At 32.6% G+C, this 18,184-nt stretch carries 22 protein-coding genes and 1 other annotated feature; of the genes, 11 read left to right on the top strand and 11 right to left on the bottom strand.

All coding sequences use genetic code 11. The features are described from left to right. The first annotated feature begins 288 nt into the window (after positions 1 to 288). Complete coding sequence (locus tag ACIQ4I_RS12555) at positions 289 to 1,035, top strand: glucosaminidase domain-containing protein (RefSeq protein ID WP_403096337.1); 747 nt, start codon at positions 289 to 291, stop codon at positions 1,033 to 1,035. Between the two features lie 84 nt (positions 1,036 to 1,119). On the opposite strand, the gene ACIQ4I_RS12550 is transcribed toward ACIQ4I_RS12555, so the two are convergent. The 3 genes from ACIQ4I_RS12550 to ACIQ4I_RS12540 all read right to left on the bottom strand — a co-directional run bounded on the left by ACIQ4I_RS12550 (position 1,120) and on the right by ACIQ4I_RS12540 (position 3,220). After that, complete coding sequence (locus ACIQ4I_RS12550) at positions 1,120 to 1,818, bottom strand: LrgB family protein (RefSeq protein ID WP_403096336.1); 699 nt, start codon at positions 1,816 to 1,818, stop codon at positions 1,120 to 1,122. Then, a complete protein-coding gene (locus ACIQ4I_RS12545; protein WP_403096335.1) occupies positions 1,815 to 2,180 on the bottom strand; it encodes a CidA/LrgA family protein in 366 nt (121 codons plus the stop codon). Before ACIQ4I_RS12545 ends, ACIQ4I_RS12550 begins: the two co-directional genes overlap by 4 nt. A 155-nt stretch (positions 2,181 to 2,335) precedes the next feature. Then, entirely contained in the window at positions 2,336 to 3,220 is an 885-nt protein-coding gene (locus tag ACIQ4I_RS12540; RefSeq protein ID WP_403096334.1) for a LysR family transcriptional regulator, read from the bottom strand. 180 nt (positions 3,221 to 3,400) lie between these two features. Between ACIQ4I_RS12540 and ACIQ4I_RS12535 the strand changes: the two genes are divergently transcribed. Together ACIQ4I_RS12535 and ACIQ4I_RS12530 are read left to right on the top strand one after the other, a co-directional pair. Then, a complete protein-coding gene (locus ACIQ4I_RS12535; protein WP_403096332.1) occupies positions 3,401 to 5,086 on the top strand; it encodes a methyl-accepting chemotaxis protein in 1,686 nt (561 codons plus the stop codon). 273 nt (positions 5,087 to 5,359) lie between these two features. Further along, positions 5,360 to 6,325 (top strand): MBL fold metallo-hydrolase, encoded by a 966-nt coding sequence (locus tag ACIQ4I_RS12530; RefSeq protein WP_403096330.1) that lies wholly within the window; start codon positions 5,360 to 5,362, stop codon positions 6,323 to 6,325. A gap of 69 nt (positions 6,326 to 6,394) precedes the next feature. On the opposite strand, the gene ACIQ4I_RS12525 is transcribed toward ACIQ4I_RS12530, so the two are convergent. From ACIQ4I_RS12525 to ACIQ4I_RS12515, 3 genes are all read right to left on the bottom strand, one after another. Next, positions 6,395 to 7,960 carry a 2-isopropylmalate synthase gene (locus tag ACIQ4I_RS12525; RefSeq protein WP_403096329.1) on the bottom strand — a complete coding sequence of 522 codons (1,566 nt, stop codon included), beginning with the start codon at positions 7,958 to 7,960 and terminating at the stop codon, positions 6,395 to 6,397. 52 nt (positions 7,961 to 8,012) lie between these two features. Next, positions 8,013 to 8,249 (bottom strand) — a binding site (T-box leader). Between the two features lie 67 nt (positions 8,250 to 8,316). Further along, complete coding sequence (locus ACIQ4I_RS12520) at positions 8,317 to 9,093, bottom strand: ABC transporter ATP-binding protein (RefSeq protein ID WP_403096328.1); 777 nt, start codon at positions 9,091 to 9,093, stop codon at positions 8,317 to 8,319. Positions 9,094 to 9,156: 63 nt separating this feature from the next. Further along, the gene (locus ACIQ4I_RS12515) at positions 9,157 to 9,777 is read right to left on the bottom strand and encodes a LysE family translocator (RefSeq protein WP_403096327.1); all 621 of its coding nucleotides are present in this window, start codon (positions 9,775 to 9,777) and stop codon (positions 9,157 to 9,159) included. A gap of 528 nt (positions 9,778 to 10,305) precedes the next feature. Here ACIQ4I_RS12515 and ACIQ4I_RS12510 point away from each other — a divergent pair. From ACIQ4I_RS12510 to ACIQ4I_RS12500, 3 genes are all read left to right on the top strand, one after another. Next, on the top strand, positions 10,306 to 11,142 hold the full coding sequence (locus ACIQ4I_RS12510) for a transporter substrate-binding domain-containing protein (RefSeq protein WP_403096325.1): 837 nt from the start codon (positions 10,306 to 10,308) through the stop codon (positions 11,140 to 11,142). Positions 11,143 to 11,231: 89 nt separating this feature from the next. Continuing rightward, positions 11,232 to 11,894: an amino acid ABC transporter permease gene (locus ACIQ4I_RS12505; protein WP_403096324.1), complete on the top strand. Its 663-nt coding sequence runs from the start codon at positions 11,232 to 11,234 to the stop codon at positions 11,892 to 11,894. Positions 11,895 to 11,907: 13 nt separating this feature from the next. After that, entirely contained in the window at positions 11,908 to 12,636 is a 729-nt protein-coding gene (locus ACIQ4I_RS12500; protein ID WP_403096322.1) for an amino acid ABC transporter ATP-binding protein, read from the top strand. Between the two features lie 88 nt (positions 12,637 to 12,724). Here ACIQ4I_RS12500 and ACIQ4I_RS12495 read toward each other — a convergent pair whose 3' ends face one another. Next, complete coding sequence (locus tag ACIQ4I_RS12495) at positions 12,725 to 12,907, bottom strand: UPF0158 family protein (protein ID WP_403096321.1); 183 nt, start codon at positions 12,905 to 12,907, stop codon at positions 12,725 to 12,727. 259 nt (positions 12,908 to 13,166) lie between these two features. Here ACIQ4I_RS12495 and ACIQ4I_RS12490 point away from each other — a divergent pair, with 259 nt between their 5' ends. Then, positions 13,167 to 13,328, top strand: a complete 162-nt coding sequence (locus tag ACIQ4I_RS12490; RefSeq protein WP_403096319.1) for a hypothetical protein — start codon at positions 13,167 to 13,169, stop codon at positions 13,326 to 13,328. Positions 13,329 to 13,355: 27 nt separating this feature from the next. Here ACIQ4I_RS12490 and ACIQ4I_RS12485 read toward each other — a convergent pair whose 3' ends face one another. The 3 genes from ACIQ4I_RS12485 to ACIQ4I_RS12475 form a co-directional block, all read right to left on the bottom strand. Beyond that, complete coding sequence (locus ACIQ4I_RS12485; protein WP_403096318.1) at positions 13,356 to 14,231, bottom strand: TIGR03943 family putative permease subunit; 876 nt, start codon at positions 14,229 to 14,231, stop codon at positions 13,356 to 13,358. A gap of 13 nt (positions 14,232 to 14,244) precedes the next feature. Continuing rightward, positions 14,245 to 15,129, bottom strand: coding sequence for a permease (locus ACIQ4I_RS12480; RefSeq protein ID WP_403096316.1), 885 nt, complete (start codon positions 15,127 to 15,129; stop codon positions 14,245 to 14,247). A gap of 424 nt (positions 15,130 to 15,553) precedes the next feature. Beyond that, positions 15,554 to 15,916: a hypothetical protein gene (locus tag ACIQ4I_RS12475; protein WP_403096315.1), complete on the bottom strand. Its 363-nt coding sequence runs from the start codon at positions 15,914 to 15,916 to the stop codon at positions 15,554 to 15,556. Between the two features lie 324 nt (positions 15,917 to 16,240). Here ACIQ4I_RS12475 and ACIQ4I_RS12470 point away from each other — a divergent pair, with 324 nt between their 5' ends. Beyond that, positions 16,241 to 16,462, top strand: a complete 222-nt coding sequence (locus ACIQ4I_RS12470) for a hypothetical protein (RefSeq protein ID WP_403096314.1) — start codon at positions 16,241 to 16,243, stop codon at positions 16,460 to 16,462. A 203-nt stretch (positions 16,463 to 16,665) separates the two neighbouring features. On the opposite strand, the gene ACIQ4I_RS12465 is transcribed toward ACIQ4I_RS12470, so the two are convergent. Further along, positions 16,666 to 16,887 carry a hypothetical protein gene (locus tag ACIQ4I_RS12465; RefSeq protein ID WP_403096312.1) on the bottom strand — a complete coding sequence of 74 codons (222 nt, stop codon included), beginning with the start codon at positions 16,885 to 16,887 and terminating at the stop codon, positions 16,666 to 16,668. A 66-nt stretch (positions 16,888 to 16,953) separates the two neighbouring features. Here ACIQ4I_RS12465 and ACIQ4I_RS12460 point away from each other — a divergent pair, with 66 nt between their 5' ends. From ACIQ4I_RS12460 to ACIQ4I_RS12450, 3 genes are all read left to right on the top strand, one after another. Then, complete coding sequence (locus ACIQ4I_RS12460) at positions 16,954 to 17,163, top strand: helix-turn-helix transcriptional regulator (protein WP_397537940.1); 210 nt, start codon at positions 16,954 to 16,956, stop codon at positions 17,161 to 17,163. 2 nt (positions 17,164 to 17,165) lie between these two features. Further along, a complete protein-coding gene (locus tag ACIQ4I_RS12455) occupies positions 17,166 to 17,576 on the top strand; it encodes a hypothetical protein (protein WP_403096311.1) in 411 nt (136 codons plus the stop codon). Positions 17,577 to 17,693: 117 nt separating this feature from the next. Next, positions 17,694 to 18,179 carry a DUF2975 domain-containing protein gene (locus ACIQ4I_RS12450; protein ID WP_403096309.1) on the top strand — a complete coding sequence of 162 codons (486 nt, stop codon included), beginning with the start codon at positions 17,694 to 17,696 and terminating at the stop codon, positions 18,177 to 18,179. Positions 18,180 to 18,184 lie beyond the last annotated feature (5 nt).

Below are 18,184 nucleotides of genomic sequence, written 5' to 3'. Positions count from 1 at the left end.
GGCGTCCAGTTTTTTAGTTTCAAAGTGGGACAAACTCTTATTACCTTTAAGTTTATGTTTTTATCATTAACTAGAGTTTGCATCCCTCAATGAGTTATTCTGATGATTTTCATGTTACAAAAAAACCTCTAAATAAACTATCGAGTAAATTCTCAAGCAACAGATGACTAAACAATTTATATCATTAAGAAACTTTTTAAAATAACACCCGTCACTAATAACATGGTAAACTATAATATATGAATATATTGGAAGGAGGAAGGTTTACATTAATTAAGCCGTAAATCCATGAAAAAGACTTTACTACTAACACTTTTTACAACAATATTATTTGCTACCTCTGTTTTTATCATCATTCAACAATTTTCTGAAACTGCTACTGGACCATCCGAAAAATACATAGAAGATCAAAGTGTGGAAAGTTTTATCGGCTCCATTGCTGAAAATGCGCGTGACATCGCATCTAACCATGATTTGTATGCTTCTGTTATGATTGCCCAAGCAGTGTTAGAAAGTAATGGAGGGACTAGCGATCTTAGTTCACCACCAAATAATAACCTTTTTGGCATCAAAGGTTCATATAAAAAACAATCTGTAACCTTTCAAACTTCTGAAGATAATGGCACTGGTCAAATGCACCAAATACAAGCAAAATTCAGAAAATACCCTAACTATAAAGCTTCATTAGAAGACTACGCAGAATTACTTCAAAAAGGCGTTTCTTGGAATACAAAGTATTATCAAAAAACATTTAAAAGTAAAACAAAATCATATAAAGAAGCAACAAAATATTTAACTGGCACCTACGCGACTGATACCAATTACCATCAAAAGTTAAATGCCCTGATTAAACAATATCATTTAACTCAATATGATCACCCAGCTAATGGCCCAAAACAAGTAGTCGTAAAAAGCGGTGAAACACTTCATTCACTATCAAACAAATACGGTGTCTCAGTGACATCGATCAAACAATGGAATCGATTAAATACCAATGCCATAGAAAGTGGCCAAAAACTTTTCATTTATCAATAATTACAGCTACTTTTTAAACCAAAAACCCTCTTTCAAGTCTAACAAACTTAAAAGTGGGTTTTTAATTTCTGAAAATATAATAATCTATCCTATTAAATAGTGTTGAAGTACAGGGAAGAATGTATCAGACAAAACAATACTAATCAGTGCTGCCACAATCATTGCTAGGCTTGAATAAGTTCCTTCTAACTCCCCTATTTCAAACGCTTTAGATGTGCCACAACCATGTGCCCCCATACCAAGAAGTAACCCTTTTGCCGCTGATGTTCGAATACGAATCGATTTAATTACAAATGGCCCGACAATACTACCTGTCAACCCTGTGACAATCACAAAAACAGCTGTCATTGTTGGCTCCCCACCGATGATTTCTGAAATATCCATTGCAATTGGAGTTGTAATGGAACGTGGCACTAAACTATTAATCATTTCATTGGATAACCCGATCCACATCGCAAATAAGAATGATGAAACAATTGCAACAGCAGAACCTGTTACAAGACTTGCTCCGATTGCTATCGCATGTTTTTTTAATAAAGCAAAGTTTTTATAAATCGGAACTGCAAATGCAACAGTTGCTGGCCCCAAAAGATTAGATAACCAAGTAGCTCCTGAATTATAATCTGAGTATGAAGTATGTGTAACAAGCAATACTACAATAATAATTAATGGACAAATTAATAATGGTGATAATATAATCCAATTCATCTTTTGATATACTTTTTTACTTAATAGAAAAATAATAATTGTCCCCAAAAAACTAATGATACCTATTAGGCTCATACTTTCTTCATCCCTCTTTTTTGTACATAATCCGCAACTAAACCTGTACATGCCATCACAACAATTGTACTAAGAACAATCACTGTAACAAGTTTAATACCAATTACCCCAAGAATTTGATCATATTGCACAACCCCTACTGCAGAAGGAACAAAGAATAATAATAACTCACCAGTTAATAGCCCAGCCCCAAGATCTACCCATTCGAGTTTAACAATGTGCAACTGTAATGCAACGAATAATAAGATAAGTCCAATAATACTACCTGGAATTGGTAGTTGGCTTACTTTTGCAATACCATCCCCTAAAAGCAAAATACCGTATAGAAAAATAATTTGAACAATTATTTTTAGTATCTTCACAAAAATCACACCTTTATTTTCAAATAGAAAAAACCGTCCGATGCAGTAGACGGTATTCGCGGTAACCGTCTGACCTTCGTACGATTTTTTTAACATATTTACTTTACTCTAAAAGGAAGCATTCGTAAAATATATATTTTTTATATTTTGTATGCCTAAATGGCATAGTTCGGTGCAATATATTTGATAAATCCTTTCGTTGCATGAGATACGTAATGACCTTTTTTAGCGATAAGCACAATTTCCCACGGAATAGATGGGTTTACGATAGGAATTGCCTTTACTGCCATTGGATTTACCTTCTCTGCAATCGCTTTTGGAAACATAGCAATACCAAGATCATGTTCTACCATTTGACTTATAAAATCCCATTGAGAACTTTCATAAGCAATATTTGGTGTAAATCCTGCCTGCTCACATTCTTGTAATATGCAATCATGTAGCGTGAAATCTTGACTAAAAAGTAGCATTGGCTCATTTTTTAAATCCTTCATCATGACTGTTTCTTTGTTTGCTAAAGGGTTGGATCGATTTACGATTAGCATAAGCTGTTGGGACGTGTATGGAATAACATGAAATTCTTCCATATCTGCAGGTAACATGACAAAACCAAGATCTAATTCACCTGTTGCTACTAAATCTTTAATTACATTTGCGCCTCGTTCATCAATTTCAATCGTAATCCCAGGGAATTTTTCTTGAAATCCTTTAATCATTTTAGGGAAAAACAGAATACCAATTAAAGGAGGCATGCCGATTTTAATCTTCCCTTTTTGTAAATGGGTTACATCTTCTAAGACAACATCTAATTCTTCTACTAAATTTAATATTTTTAAGGCCTGTCCATATACGACTTCCCCTACATCCGTTAATTCACTTCTTCTTGCAGAACGATGAAATAATGTGACATCTAACTGTTTTTCTAATGATTTGACGACTTTACTAAGCGTTGGTTGTGTAACATGTAAAGCTTCAGAAGCTTTTGTAAAACTTTTATATTTTGCAACAGTAACAAAATAATTTAACTCTCTTATCTCCATTACATAACACCTTTCCTATCCAGAATAATTTATTTATATCAAATTACACATATTTTATTGGTAAATTTAAACTATTTTTATAACAAAATAAGTTTTATTTAATCGAAAAGTACGATATGATTAACAGGTAAAAAGTTATAAATAATTAATTCGCAGTATATTATGAAAGAAGGTTTTTTTGTGAAAATAGGTAAAAAACTATTTCTATCATTTAGTGTATTTATCTTAATTATAGCAGTGACTTCTATAATCAATATGATCAATGCCAAAAAATCAGCAAATTCTATAGATGAATTGGTTAATCATCGTATTGAACAGGTAGAATTAGTAAAAGATGTTCAATATGAAACGGCATTACAAGGTTCTTATTTACGAAGTTACATCTTACAAAACCAGAATGTAGCACTTGATAAGATGAAAAAAGAACAACAAAATTTAGATAAAACACTAGACAGATTAGATAAAACAGCTAGATCATCAACAATGCAACAACTAATTAAAGATTCAATTACAGAAAAAGCAAATTTTGACCAATATGCTCAAGAAACCGTAGATGCATTCCAAAACAAAGATACGAAAAAAGCAATTCAGCTATTGAATAACAAAGTACAACCTACAAATGAAAAAATTTTAACAAATACTGAAGGTATGACACAACATCAAAATAAAGAATTAGCCATTATTAAAGAAGCAACGAGAAGTGATGCTTCATTTGCTTTAAATACTGCTATCTGGGGTTTCATTATTGCTCTTATTATCGCTTTATTAGTTAGTATCATTATGATAAAAAAATTAACTGCACCTATCCGTCAATTATTAAACGCAATAACTCGTGTTGCAAATGGAGATTTAACAGGTAAGCTTATTAAGCTTAAAACTAAAGATGAATTCGCCGATTTAGCAAATGCTTTTAATAAGATGAAAGACAATTTACAAGGATTATTATACAAAACTAAGAGCAGTTCAGATCATTTAAGCACTACAGCTTATGAATTATCATCGAGTACATCTGAAGTTGCTTCTTCTACAGATGATGTATCTAATTTAGTTGACATGACTGCTCAAAATGCTAAATTATCTTTAGTCGCTTCAAAAGACAGTGCAAACGCTATGGATGAAACAGCTTTTGGAGTTCAAAAAATTGCTGAATCTACCCAAAGCTTATTGAATAATGCTTTAGAAACATTGAATCACTCTAGAGAAGGTCAACAAAAATTAGCTGAAGCGAAAGATCAAATGCAAGAAATTTTTGATGCTACTGTTCAAGTCACAGATTTAACTAAACAATTAGGTAATCAAACGAAAGAAATAGAAAAAATTACACAAGTTATTACGGAAATTACGGAACAAACAAACTTACTTGCACTTAATGCAGCCATTGAGGCAGCTCGTGCTGGCGAACACGGAAAAGGCTTTGCAGTGGTTGCTGATGAAGTACGAAAGTTAGCTGAAGAATCAAAAACATCAGCCACTCATATTGTAAACTTAGTTGAAACAATACAACGTAATACTAAGAATGTTGAAGAAGGTGTAATACAAGGATTGGATACAGTAAAAGAAGGTGTTACTGTTATCAATCAAGCAGATGTTTCCTTTGGTTCTATTACCGAATCTGTACGTTCAATGACTACTCAAATTGAAGAAATTTCTGCTTCATCTCAACAAATTTCTGCAAGTGCAGAAGAAGTTGCTGCTTCCATTGCAGAGATTTCAAATCAAGCAGAATGTGCATCCGATCAAATGGAAACTATCGCTGCATCCATACAAGAACAAAATGCTTCTGTACAAGAGATCGATCATATATCCAAAGAATTAAAGGACAGATCTGTTTCCTTAAAAGAAGATATTCAAAAGTTCACTATTTAATAAGGTTTTATAGAGTATAAAATAATAAATTTTTCAGGAGTTGTCCAAAATAATGGACGGTTCAGACCGTAGACCACACACGAAGAAATTCGATTATATCTACGGTCTTTTTTTATTATTTATCGATAATTAAACGTTGATTTCCGCGACGGTGAACCTTTTCCAATGGCAAGTGCCAATACTATATCCCTATAATCACTCTTCTCTTAATAATTACAAATAAATTCTATTATATGTTAATATATACTTAATTTGATGATGTGGAGGGTTTATATGGCTAAGTTTGAGAAGATTGCTGAGCATTTGTTTTGTATTGATACGTATGATTTAGGATTACCGAATCGGACGAGCTCTTTTTTGTTGAAGGATGAGAAAATTGCATTGATTGAAACATCTGCAAGCCCATCCGTACCATATATTTTAAAAGCATTAGAGGAGTTAAATATTTCACCTTCTGATATTGATTATTTAATTTTGACGCATATTCATTTAGATCATGCAGGTGGTGCAGGCGTATTTATGCAGCATTGTCCTAAAGCAAAAGTGTTTGTGCATCCAAAAGGTATGCGCCATTTAGTAGACCCAAGCAGATTGATTGCTAGTGCTAAATCAGTATATGGTGAAAAATTCGATGACATTTTCGGTGAGATTCTCCCAATTGCTGAAGAACGATTCCATTCAGTAGAAGATGGTGAAAGTTTAAATTTGGGAACATCTACTCTCACTTTCTACCATACGAAAGGACATGCAAATCATCATATTTCCATTCATGATTCAATGACGAATGGGATGTTTGTTGGAGATACAACAGGAGTATATTATCCTGACATGGCCGAAGAAGATTTTGACGTAATTTTACCTTCTACTTCTCCAAATCAATTTGATCCTGATTTAATGGATGAATCCATTCGACTTTACGAAAAAATAAAACCTGAGATGATTTACTTCGGCCATTATGGTGCATATTCAAATCCAGAATATGCGTATGAAGAAGTAAGACGTTATTTACCAATTTTCGTTCAAGCAGGCCGTCAAGCTATGCAAGAAGAAAGTGAATTTACAAAGCAAGTAAATCGTACTGAGCAAATATTGACAGAAACAATATTTAAAGAATTAAAATTAAAAGGATTAACTGAAAATCATCCAATTTTCAAAGTAATCCCACTCGATTTAGCTGTAAGTGCTATGGGGATAATCGATTATTTGATAAAAGCTGAACAGAATTCACATGTAAAATAGTTTAGGTAACAAAAAATAAAAGAGTGATGGCGCAAAAATCATATGCCATCACTCTTTTAACTTATTCAATTAAACTGGAAGAAGTTTTTCTACAACGATACTATTTACTGCATTCATATATGCAAGAGCACTTGCTTTGATAACATCTGTATCTGTTGCTTTTGCTATATATTTTTCACCATTGTATTCAACTTGTAGTTTTACTTTACCTAGTGCTTCCTTACCTCGTGAAACGCTTGAGATTTTATATTCAAGAAGTTTAATGTCCATATCGATGATTTCTTTCATAGCAGAGTATAGTGCATCGATTGGTCCAGTTCCAACTGTGCTTGCGCTAAATATTTCGTCACCTTTTTTGACTTTGATACTTGCAGATGGGAATGTTGTATTACTAATTACTTGTAGATCTACAAGCTCAAAGAATTCATCACTATGGTGCTCAATTTTTTCGGCCATTTGATGACGAACAAAGTATTTTTCTACAAGAATATATAAATCGTGGTTGTATACTTCTTTCTTAGCATCTGCAAGATTTAAGAAATCAGCAAAAATTTCTTCAAATTGTTCATCTAAAATTTTACCAATTGATAACTTTTCTAATGCATTTTTCACTGCATGACGACCTGAACGTGCTGTTAATACAAGTTCCATATCATCTAGACCAACTTCTGTTGGGTGGATAATTTCATAAGCATCACGTGATTTTAGAAGGCCATCTTGGTGAATACCTGAAGAATGGGCAAATGCATTTTCGCCTGTGATTGCTTTGTTTACTTGCACATCCAATCCCATTAAGCTACTGACGAGTTTTGATGTATTCATTATTTCCTTTGTTTTAATGTTTGTTGCAACGTCACCAAAGTAATTGCCACGTGTGTGTAATGCCATAACTACTTCTTCTAACGAAGCATTACCTGCGCGTTCACCGATACCGTTAATTGTACATTCTACTTTATCTGCACCGTTTTTGATTGCAGCAAGTGTGTTTGCTGTTGCCATGCCAAGATCATTGTGGCAGTGAACACTTAGTAAAACTTGGTCATTTAAGTTTTTAATACGATCATTTAATTTATAAATCATTTCACCAAATTCTTCTGGAACTGCATACCCAACTGTATCAGGTACATTAATCATCGTTGCACCTGCCTTAATGACGGCTTCAATTGTTTTCCAAAGATATTCAAATTCTGATCGTGACGCATCTTCTGTTGAATATTGAACTTGTGGTATTAGTGATTTTGCATATTTTACTGCTTCCACGCCAATATCTAAAATTTGATCTTTAGATTTACCGAATTTCTTTTCAACATGGATATCAGATGTACCAAGTACCATATGAATCATCGGATTTTCTGCATATTTCACACTGTGATATACTGCATCGATATCAGCTTTTACAGCACGAGCTAACGCTGTAATCATAATATCATCTGTGTTACCAACTTTCATCGCCACTTCTTTTACCGCATTAAAATCGCCTGTAGATGAAGCTGGGAAGCCTGCTTCAATAATGTCAACTTGTAATTTCTTTAGTTGTTTTGCTACTTCTAATTTTTCATAAATGTTAAGTTTTGCTCCTGGAACTTGTTCCCCATCACGTAAAGTTGTATCAAAAACCCAAATTTTTCTAGACATCGTCAACACTCCTCTTTTTTTAATAAAATAAAAAATCCCGTCTCTATAAAACTATAGAGACGAGATTATACTCGCGGTACCACTCTAATTGAACAATTTAAAATTGCTCCACTTATTCGATAGCTATCACTATCTATCCTAATAACGGAAGGAATCCGAACTCCATTACTGTACTTTTCACGGAGTAGCTCATGGACGAGTTCAAAAGTATCTGACGACCGATTCACACCATCCATCGGCTCTCTTAGCGCTCACAACACTTTTTACTATTTCCAATCTTTGCTTTGATTTATGTGATTGATAGGATTGTAACGCAGAATGTTAACCACTGTCAACAGAATTTTTAGAAAATTTCATTATTTCAGAACTATAAGTGGTCGATCATTTCGCCAAATACACTCGACAGGTGCTTCAAAAAATGCACTTAACTTTTCACTTGTCAACATTTCTCTCGTTTTACCTTTCGCGAATACTTGCCCTTTTTTTAGTAATAATGTATTTTCAAATACCGGCAAAATTTCTTCCACATGATGTGTAACATAAATGATTGTAGGACCGTTTTCCATATTCGAAATATCAGAAACTGTTTTTAGTAAAGCTTCTCTTGCGATAAAGTCAAACCCTGTTGCAGGTTCGTCTAAAATAAGTAGCTCTGGTTCCCCCATTAATGCACGCCCCATTAAGATACGTTGTTTTTCCCCTTGCGATAAAGTTTCATAATCCCGATCTGCATATTCTATTGACCCTAATTGATGTAATAACTGAATTGCTTTTTTTCGTATTTCAGCAGTTGGTTTTTCATATAAACCGATGGAAGCATAGGCACCGCTTAATACAATTTCAAAAGCACTGTCCAATGGATTTAGTTTTTCTTGAAATCCAGCTGAAACAATACTTATTTTACGTCGTAATTGATCACCTAGAACCGATTTTCCAAAAGTTTTTCCAACAACTTCTACTTGACCACTTGTAGGAAAATAATAGGCACACAGCATATTTAATAAGGCGGTTTTCCCCGCTCCATTCAAGCCATATAAAACCCAATGTTCTCCCTTTTGAATCTCCCAATCAATATGTTGTAATATCCACGATTCATCTCTTCTTAAAGAAACATCTTGTAAATTCAGGACCATTTTAACATCTTCCTTTTATTTTCATCTTATATTTTAGTATTTTCATATAATTTGAGACCTTGTTTAATTTTTCTCTAATGCTAATTTAATACCAAATCCAACTAAAACAGTACCTGTAATACCTTCAATTGCCAATTGTGTTTGAGGCTTCATCATGAAGGTACGTATAGCATTTAAAAGAAGGATATAAAAGACAAACCAAATTGCTGTTAAAGCAACATATGTCAACCCCATCCAAACGAACGGCAAAAATGAATGATTATTTGGGTCCACAAATTGAGGTAAGAAAGTCAAAAAGAATACCGCTACTTTAGGATTTAGTAAATTTGTTAAAAATCCTTGTTTAAAACAAGAATAATCATCATATTTTACCTCATCTTCTTTCAAAATCTCCATTTTTTGTTTTCTCATAGAAATAAATGATTTTACACCTAGATAAATTAAGTATCCCCCACCTATATATTTAAAGATGGAAAAGATAAATGCAGATTTTGCGATTATTGCAGACAAACCTACTACTGCTGCTAATGTATGAATTAGCAAGGCACAACAAGTACCTAATATTGTTTTTAAGCCACCCTTTTTCCCTAAAGTTAAAGTATTTTTTGTCGCAATTGCTGTATCAGGTCCGGGTAAAAGTATTAGTAAGATACACATTGTCACAAATAACCAATACTGTTCCATTTTATTCACCTCTTTCATTTATGGATATCATTTTATCAGAAAACTCTAAATAAATCATATGTATTTTAGTTTGTTCTCTACGTCTACTATTCTACTTTCGAAACACAATATTAATATAGATGATTCAATTTCATTATACTTTTCTAGTTTAACAATACGAATATATTCTAAATAATCAACTCAATAATTCGGATAATATTTCCTTTCTAGTATTTACTTAGTAAGCCACTCCAGATGGCGATTTATAGACAATGTTCCAATAGAGAAGGCATATAACAATGGCCCATTATATGTTCGTATATTTTATAGATCTTTGAATTATGAAATTGATTCAATAATAATTTAAATATACTAATCTTACAGCAAAATGGATTCCAACTATTATTTTCCTTGTAATTGAGAACATATTCATCATTAGTAATACATATTTTGTACTATCAATAGTTTAAAAGATTGTAATCATCATTTTTACAAAGGGGTATTGATGATATGCATTCTATTAAATAAATAGATAAAGGGGATGTTTAGATGAAAAAGGTATTTGTTCTACTTATGATAGTACTTTCAGTAATTTTAACTGCATGTGGAGGTTCTGGAGCAGATAGTAGTAGTTCTGATAGCGGTACATCTACGATTGAAAAGGTTAAGAAAAACAAAAAAATCGTAATTGGGACTGCACCTGGCTATGCACCTTTCGAAATGGTAGATTTGAAAGGAAAATATGTTGGTTACGATATCGATACAGCAAAAGCAATTGGAAAAGCTCTTGGGGTAAAAGTTGAGTTTAAAGAATATTCCTTTGATGGATTAATCGCTGCTTTACAAGTTGGAGAAATCGATATGATCGTTTCTGGGATGACGATTACAGGACCACGTGCTTTATCTGTTAGCTTCGCAAATCCATACTATAAAACAAAACAAGTAGCACTTGTACCAAGTTCAGATACGACTACAAAAGAATGGACAGACTTAGACAAAAAAGGAATGAAAATTGCTACAGTTATCGGTACAACAGGACAATTAATTACAAAAAATACATTCAAACATGCAGAAATTAAAGATTATAAAGAAATGCCTGCAGCAGCACTTGCTATGATATCCGGTCAAATCGATGGTGTAGTTTATGACGAATCTTCTGTTCGTATTTGGAACAAAGAAAATGGTAAATCTAGAGTAATTGACAATCAAATTTCAGCTGAAAATTTAGGTATTGCTTTAAAACATAATGATTTAAAAACTGTACAATGGCTAAATTCATTCTTATACAGCTATATTGATGGACCAGATGAATTGAAATCAAGAAAATATTGGTTCGAAAGTGATGAATGGTACGACAACATTAACAACAAAGTAGAAGCCGAATAACGAATATGGAAGAAAGTATCGTTTATACAATCCTTACTTTCTTCCTTTTTTATATATGACAATATTTTTCCTAAAGGAGGAGGACCTTTATGATCTATCAACCGGACTGGAGTATTATTACAGATAATCTAGATATATTTTGGAAAGGCTTGCTGTTAACACTTAGAATTTCAGCTCTTTCTTTACTTTTAGCCATCCCAATCGGCATCATTGTTGGTATGGGACGTATTTCTAAAAATCGTTTAATCAATTTTCTCGCTTCTGCTTATGTAGAAATTATGAGAGGGATACCATTAATTGTTATTCTTATTTGGATTTATTTCGTGTTAGGGCAATTTTTAAAATTAGGCTCATTTTGGGGTTCAATATTCTCGTTGGGTATTTTCTCCGCTGCTTTTATTGCTGAAATTGTGAGAGGCGGTATTCAATCTATTCCTAAAGGGCAAATGGAAGCAGCGCGGTCCTCAGGTATGTCTCATTTCCAAGCTATGAAACTCATAGTACTACCACAAGCAATTCGGAAAACTCTACCACCCATGGCATCTCAATTTATATTATTAATAAAAGACTCTTCTCTCGTATCTACAATTTCTGCAGTAGATTTAACATTAAAAGCTACTAACTTAGCAGCAATATCCTATCGCTATATTGAAATTTGGTCATTTGTAGCTGTAGTATATTTTGCTGTGACATTTACATTATCACTGATCATCAGACAATTTGAGAAAAGATTGTTAAAAACTGAATTCTAGAGGGGGGAACAAAATGATAACTATCAAAAATGTTTCGAAGAGTTTCGGAAAAAACAAAGTCTTAGAAGATATAAATCTATCAATTGATAAATCTAACGTCGTTGCACTAATTGGGCCAAGTGGTGCAGGTAAATCCACCCTTATTCGCACAATTAATGCACTTGAGGAGATAGACCAAGGTGAAATTCTTGTTGAAAATATTCCTATTCATCAAAAAGGAACAAACATTAATAAAGTCCGAACACAAATTGGTTTTGTTTTTCAAAGCTTTAACTTATACCCATTTTTAACTGCTATAGAAAATGTCACAATTGCACCAATTAAAGTGAAAGGTATTCCAAAAGAGAAAGCGATTGCACATGGAAAAGAGTTACTTGATTCATTAGGACTTGGTGACAAATTTGATGCTTACCCATCCCAATTATCTGGTGGTCAACAACAACGGGTGGCAATTGCTAGAGCTCTTGCTATGGAACCACATGTAATGCTTTTTGATGAACCTACTTCAGCCTTGGACCCTGAAATGGTTAAAGAGGTATTAGACGCAATACGTAAATTAGCACATGAAGGAATGACAATGGTTGTTGTTACCCATGAGATGGGGTTTGCCAAAGAAATTTGTGATCAAATTGTATTTATGGCTGAAGGAAAAATTGTAGAGGTAGCTCAGCCAGTAGAGTTCTTTTCTGACCCTAAATCCGAAAGGGCAAAATCATTCTTATCAAAAGTTTTAAATCACTAACTCTTTGCTACTATTAATATTATTTTCTGTCTCTTTAAATCAATTTTGTATAAAAAAAGCACTCATATTTGAGTGCTTTCTTTACATATTAACCAAGTAATTCATGTTTAACTACTTCATAAGCTTGGCAAATTGATGCCAACTTATCTGCTGGTTCATTTTTAATTAATTCATTTGCGATTGTATAAAGATTTGCGTCATCATGATCAGCAAGATCCATTAGAATTTGTCCTTCAATCTTATCTATATAAAATTCAATATTGCTATCCATTTAAAATACTCCTTTTATTTTTTCAATAAGTACATCTTGTTGTTATATACATTTTTTAGCCTTCTATATCTTACATGGTCAGACATCTTACATCTAGTCTTTTGCTCTATTTTTATTAATGTTGTGTCAAATATTTGACACCCTCATTTCTTTGCTGTGTGGAATCGTTTTCATTATTTCAAACGAAATTTTCAGAACTTTAAATTTAACACTTGCACTCAAGAACAAATGTTCTTATAATGTAATTGAGGTGACAGACTTGCATCCGCTAGATAAACAAAAGATCACACTTTCCCCCAATGACAAAAACGCTTTAGAAACCGTAGCAAAAGAATTATTACAAACAGCATCAAAAGAACTTCTATTAGAAAACCTAGCTATCTATGAGATTAAACAAAAAAACAAAACGGTTGCTCGTTAGAACAACCGTTTTGTGAAAATTGATTATTTACTTATTAACTTTAACATTAGGATTATCATAGCCACGGAATGTATATGGTTCTTCAGGCTTTTCTGTATCTTCTATCTTCGTTACTTTTAAATAAGGAATTTTCGATTTAAAAGGTTGATAATATATTGTAGATAATGTTCCTTCTACATTAACCCATTCATCATTTTTAAAATGTTCATCCTTTGGAAGTTGTACAAGCATGCCATAAACACCGGCATCTGCGATACAGTGAATAACACCAAAACGTAATACAAACACTTGATTCTTCCCTAATTCATGATCTTCACCATGATAAATAAACCCTTTATAAGAAACTGTTTTACCCATGAAGTCTCCAGGGAAGTTATATAATGTTTCCATGCCCATTAAGAAATTATTATCATTTAAAGCAACAGGATCCATTTTAGAAAACTCATCTAACTCTTGTTGCATTAAATCTAAATAGCCATCTTTTCCAAAGAACACACTCGTATCCGGTTTTAGATACTGAGGTTTGATAAACTGGTCACCCTTTTGTAACGTATTGATTGATTGGAAAGAAAATCCCTTCGACCTAACAACGGTTGAATCGAGTGTAGCAATTGGCAAGCCTAATCCCGTTATTAAAGGAAAAGCAAACAACCCATAAAAAAGAATTCTTTTCCACCATGGCTTATCTTGCTCATGTTCATGGTCATGCCCACAGTCACATTCTACTTTTGAATCACCTTTTGCAATATTGAAAATTTGCACAACTGTTAAAGTAGCAAATAATATAATACCTAGAATGTTAATATACTCATATTTCATATTAATGTATTTCGCATTATCGCCTGAAGCAAAGAGGTAATAAAAGAAATACGTAAATCCCATTAAGATTAAAGCTCGGATCATCAATATTCCCCTCCTAGACTAGCATAGAGCTGATAAATACTAATACAACAATATACAAAATCAGCACTGCAATGAATTTTTTCTTAAATGTATGATACATCATTAATAAATTTTTGATATCTACCATTGGACCAATTAATAAAAAAGCTACCAATGATGATGTCGAGAAAGTGCCTCTAAATGATGCCGCGATAAACGCATCTGCTTCTGAACATAATGACAAAATACCTGCCAACATCATCATTACTAACGAAGATGTTGCTTTTGTTTGGCCAAGTTCCATTAAAACATCTGTTTTCACAAAAATTTGCATAGAAGCCGCGATAAATGCACCTATGATTAAATATTTACCTACAGAAAAGAATTCCTCAACTGCATGATTTAATGTACCCACAAATTTTTGCCAAAGAGTTGTTGCATGTTCATGATGGTGATCATGCTCATCTTCATCCAGAAGTTGTGTCCCCTTACCCTTGTATTGGTAAGATAGTATGATCCCAATGATAAATGCAATGATAATAGCAAATCCTGCACGATACCATACCATTTGCCAGCTATTTCCGAAAGCGATGAATGTTGAAAATAAAACGATTGGATTTATAATTGGTCCTGTTAACATAAATGGAATTGCCACATGAAGAGGAACTCCCTTTTTAAGTAAACGATGGACAATTGGTATTATCCCACATTCACATGAAGGAAATAGCGCTCCTATCAATGTACCATATAAAACAGCTAGCACTCTATTTTTAGGTACAATTTTTGCAATCATTTGATCGGTAACGAACATTTGAATAATACCTGATATAAAAACACCAATCAGTACAAATGGGAACGCTTCTATAATTATACTGATAAAGATGGTGTTTAGTTGTAAAAATGTAGACACGCTTCTCAAAACCTTCTTTTCTATCTATTTTTAAGCATTAGCATTATACTCTTTTTTTTATAAAAAAAGAAGTTTATCCAAACTAAAACTCCATTATAACTTGACTTTATTTAGAGGGTTTTGGTTGCATATTTTTTTAAATAAAAATCCTGCTGCGCTTACATACTCTTCTTTTGCCCCAAACTTAATCCAATAACAACACAATCACCTGTTAGATTTTCACCAAGTACTATTCTACCTTTAAATGTTTGCATATTCCTTTCCCCCTTAGTAATTTTTACCGTTTGCGCTTTATAATTAATGAATGCGTTAAGTATCACCATAGAAAAAGCACACCCATTTGGATGTGCTTGATTATTAATACTTATCGTATTTATTTTTAATGTAATAACCCAAATCTTACTCTTTCATCAATACCTAATGGTCAGGAATCTTACTTTATAGTACCCATTCCTTCTAACATAATTTTGGCATCTGTATTGAGATAAGCTAAAACTTCTTCGCGAAGAAATAAAGACTCTTTTCCTTTTATAACGAGCTTTAATCCTCTTATATCAAATTTTGACGCGTATACATTAATTGCATTGATTGTATTAATTTCAGACTTTGTTAATGGCTTAGCACCTTGATTTTTCTTATCAAGGATAAAGTTTAGAATTTCTCTGGCGTTACTATTTAAATGCACTTTAAAATGTTTTACTAAATCTGAATTTTCTTCGATATGTCTTCTTGCAGTAACAAAATCCAATTCATCAACGGATTTATTTATAACTGAAATAAGTTCTTTACTCTCCAACATGCTTGCCTCTTTCTAATTGTTTTCTTTACTTTATCGGTTTAAATAATAAAAATTGAAGAAAGATGTTAAAAATGTACTTATTATTATGTTGTGATAGGGTTCTAAATGTAGGTCAGTAAGTCAACTGATCTACCTGTTGACTCTATATTTTATTAACCTAAAGGTTTCAATATAGAATCAGCAATATCCCCCTCCCCATTGTAGACTTGAAGTTTCACTTGTTTGATGTAATATAGTATCCATTTATCGTCTCTAATTATTTATCCATAACATCACTAAATATCACTGAAAGCATATAATACTCTGAAAGGATTGATGACTATGCCATGGCAACATAAAATTGCGTACTTAATAGGTCAACCGGTAGGGATATCGCTTTCAAATGGGCAAGGAACATCAGGCATATTGTGTGGTGTATCAGATGGAAAGCTCCTTGTTATTGAATATCTGTATCATACTCAATTTGCGTTAAAAAAATATGATTTCCACATGATTCAAGATATAAATGGATTCCCACCTTGTAATAATCAACGATTATATTAAAAATTCATTACTAACCGACAGCTCAAAATTTGAGCTGTTTTTTGATTCACAAAATCTTTGAAATGTGTAACATATCGACTATTTGTTCAACTTACCGTTCTGATAATTTTCTCCTTACTTTTGAGAAATCACAAGGAGAATCAAAATAAGTGTAGGCAACGAATTTCTTCCCGTTCAAATATAATGATGAACAGTTTTTTGGATCAATATTTAACACCCCTGACAACAAGATCTGGCTTTGTCACTACCCCCTGTGAATAAAACGAATCTTCTTTATGCACCATTGCATGGTCTAGCTGTCTTTCGAGTATTTTTTTGTCGCCCCCCATGGAATTCTTACTTTTGTTTCGCAATGGTAGTGAATACAAGTCACGGATGGTTCCATTTAGGATGTAATGTTTCATATACATTTTGTAAAGGTACATTGACACACTTCCTTAAAATGGATATAATCACTGTAACAAGACTCACATAAAGGAGAAATGGTGGATTTGGTCATAAATAAAGTAAAACAATTCCGCGTTGTTAGAGACATCACCCAAGAACAACTCGCTTCAGCTGTTAATATTACCAGGCAATCCCTCATCGCTATCGAGAAAAACAGATATAACCCTAGCTTAGAATTAGCCTTAAAATTATGTGAATTTTTTAATTGTAAAGTGGAGGACTTATTTCAATTAGATAAAACTGGGGAGGAATAACATTGAAAAGCAAAGCTATTGAACAAGCGATATCTTATATTATCATCCTTATACTAGGAACTATATTAATTTATTTTAGTGATGGCCTTGAAGCAACTCTTCTTTATTTTGTAGCCTTTATTTTCTTCGGATTAGCCTTTGCGCTTCTAAAAAAGTTATTCTTTAAGAAGAAAACAGAATCAGAAGAGTATCCATTGCCAGTAATGGATGAAAGAATTGAAAAGCTGAGTTTGAAATTTATGGCTCAAATCTTCGGTCTTTCTCATATTGTTGGTGCTGTAATACTATTTGTTTTATTTATAAATAACAAAAGCTCGATGATACGGGTAGAGTATGTTCTGTATTACGTGATGGGAGTTCTTTTCTTTACTATGATGTTTGGCTTAAAAATCGTAAAGAGATTTGATCAGTAATTGAAAAAAAGAACCTTTATGGTTCTTTTTTATTGTTTTCGTAAATCAATATTTTTTTATTGTTTTTCGATAAAAAAGGTGGTAGTATAATTTCATTAAAGAAAGGAAGTTGAAAAAATGAATAAAAATATCATAAAAGTTACAAATGGTTTGGTGATGGCTGGAATTTTTCTAACACTATTAGCTCTTATTTCTTTGCCATTGGTAATGACAGCTTTTTTTAAAAGTGCCTTATCTATGACCGATACAAACTTAGATATGGTTGTAGTCATTGCAATTTATATCTGTGCTATTCCTTACTTAATAGCTCTATTCTCTTTAAAAAAGATGTGCAAACTATTATTGTTAAATAAACCTTTTTCATCAGATATGCCAAAACTATTGAAAATAATCTCTAAATGTTCTTTCAGTGAGTTACTTCTTTTTAATTTAACTACTCTAGGATTATTCATTGTTTACGGCATATACCTATATGCGTTCACAATCGTATCATGTCTAGTTGTTTCATTTGTTTCATTAGTAATATGTCTATTAAGCCTTGTTTTCGCAAATCTATTTAAAACAGCAATTGAAATAAAAAATGAAAATGATTATACAGTTTAATTAAG

It is taken from the genome of Rummeliibacillus sp. NPDC094406 (genome assembly GCF_044763875.1).
Lineage (GTDB): Bacteria > Bacillota > Bacilli > Bacillales_A > Planococcaceae > Rummeliibacillus.
Note: the sequence above shows the minus strand (reverse complement) of the source record. Positions and strands in the feature narration are given on the sequence as shown.

Coding starts and splice junctions, on each gene's coding strand:
- ACIQ4I_RS12510 (WP_403096325.1), top strand. CDS start 10,306: ATGAAAAAGGTATTTGTTCTACTTATGATAGTACTTTCAGTAATTTTA.
- ACIQ4I_RS12500 (WP_403096322.1), top strand. CDS start 11,908: ATGATAACTATCAAAAATGTTTCGAAGAGTTTCGGAAAAAACAAAGTC.
- ACIQ4I_RS12505 (WP_403096324.1), top strand. CDS start 11,232: ATGATCTATCAACCGGACTGGAGTATTATTACAGATAATCTAGATATA.
- ACIQ4I_RS12495 (WP_403096321.1), bottom strand. CDS start 12,907: ATGGATAGCAATATTGAATTTTATATAGATAAGATTGAAGGACAAATT.
- ACIQ4I_RS12515 (WP_403096327.1), bottom strand. CDS start 9,777: ATGGAACAGTATTGGTTATTTGTGACAATGTGTATCTTACTAATACTT.
- ACIQ4I_RS12555 (WP_403096337.1), top strand. CDS start 289: ATGAAAAAGACTTTACTACTAACACTTTTTACAACAATATTATTTGCT.
- ACIQ4I_RS12540 (WP_403096334.1), bottom strand. CDS start 3,220: ATGGAGATAAGAGAGTTAAATTATTTTGTTACTGTTGCAAAATATAAA.
- ACIQ4I_RS12525 (WP_403096329.1), bottom strand. CDS start 7,960: ATGTCTAGAAAAATTTGGGTTTTTGATACAACTTTACGTGATGGGGAA.
- ACIQ4I_RS12485 (WP_403096318.1), bottom strand. CDS start 14,231: ATGATCCGAGCTTTAATCTTAATGGGATTTACGTATTTCTTTTATTAC.
- ACIQ4I_RS12550 (WP_403096336.1), bottom strand. CDS start 1,818: ATGAGCCTAATAGGTATCATTAGTTTTTTGGGGACAATTATTATTTTT.
- ACIQ4I_RS12530 (WP_403096330.1), top strand. CDS start 5,360: ATGGCTAAGTTTGAGAAGATTGCTGAGCATTTGTTTTGTATTGATACG.
- ACIQ4I_RS12465 (WP_403096312.1), bottom strand. CDS start 16,887: ATGTACCTTTACAAAATGTATATGAAACATTACATCCTAAATGGAACC.
- ACIQ4I_RS12450 (WP_403096309.1), top strand. CDS start 17,694: ATGAATAAAAATATCATAAAAGTTACAAATGGTTTGGTGATGGCTGGA.
- ACIQ4I_RS12520 (WP_403096328.1), bottom strand. CDS start 9,093: ATGGTCCTGAATTTACAAGATGTTTCTTTAAGAAGAGATGAATCGTGG.
- ACIQ4I_RS12470 (WP_403096314.1), top strand. CDS start 16,241: ATGCCATGGCAACATAAAATTGCGTACTTAATAGGTCAACCGGTAGGG.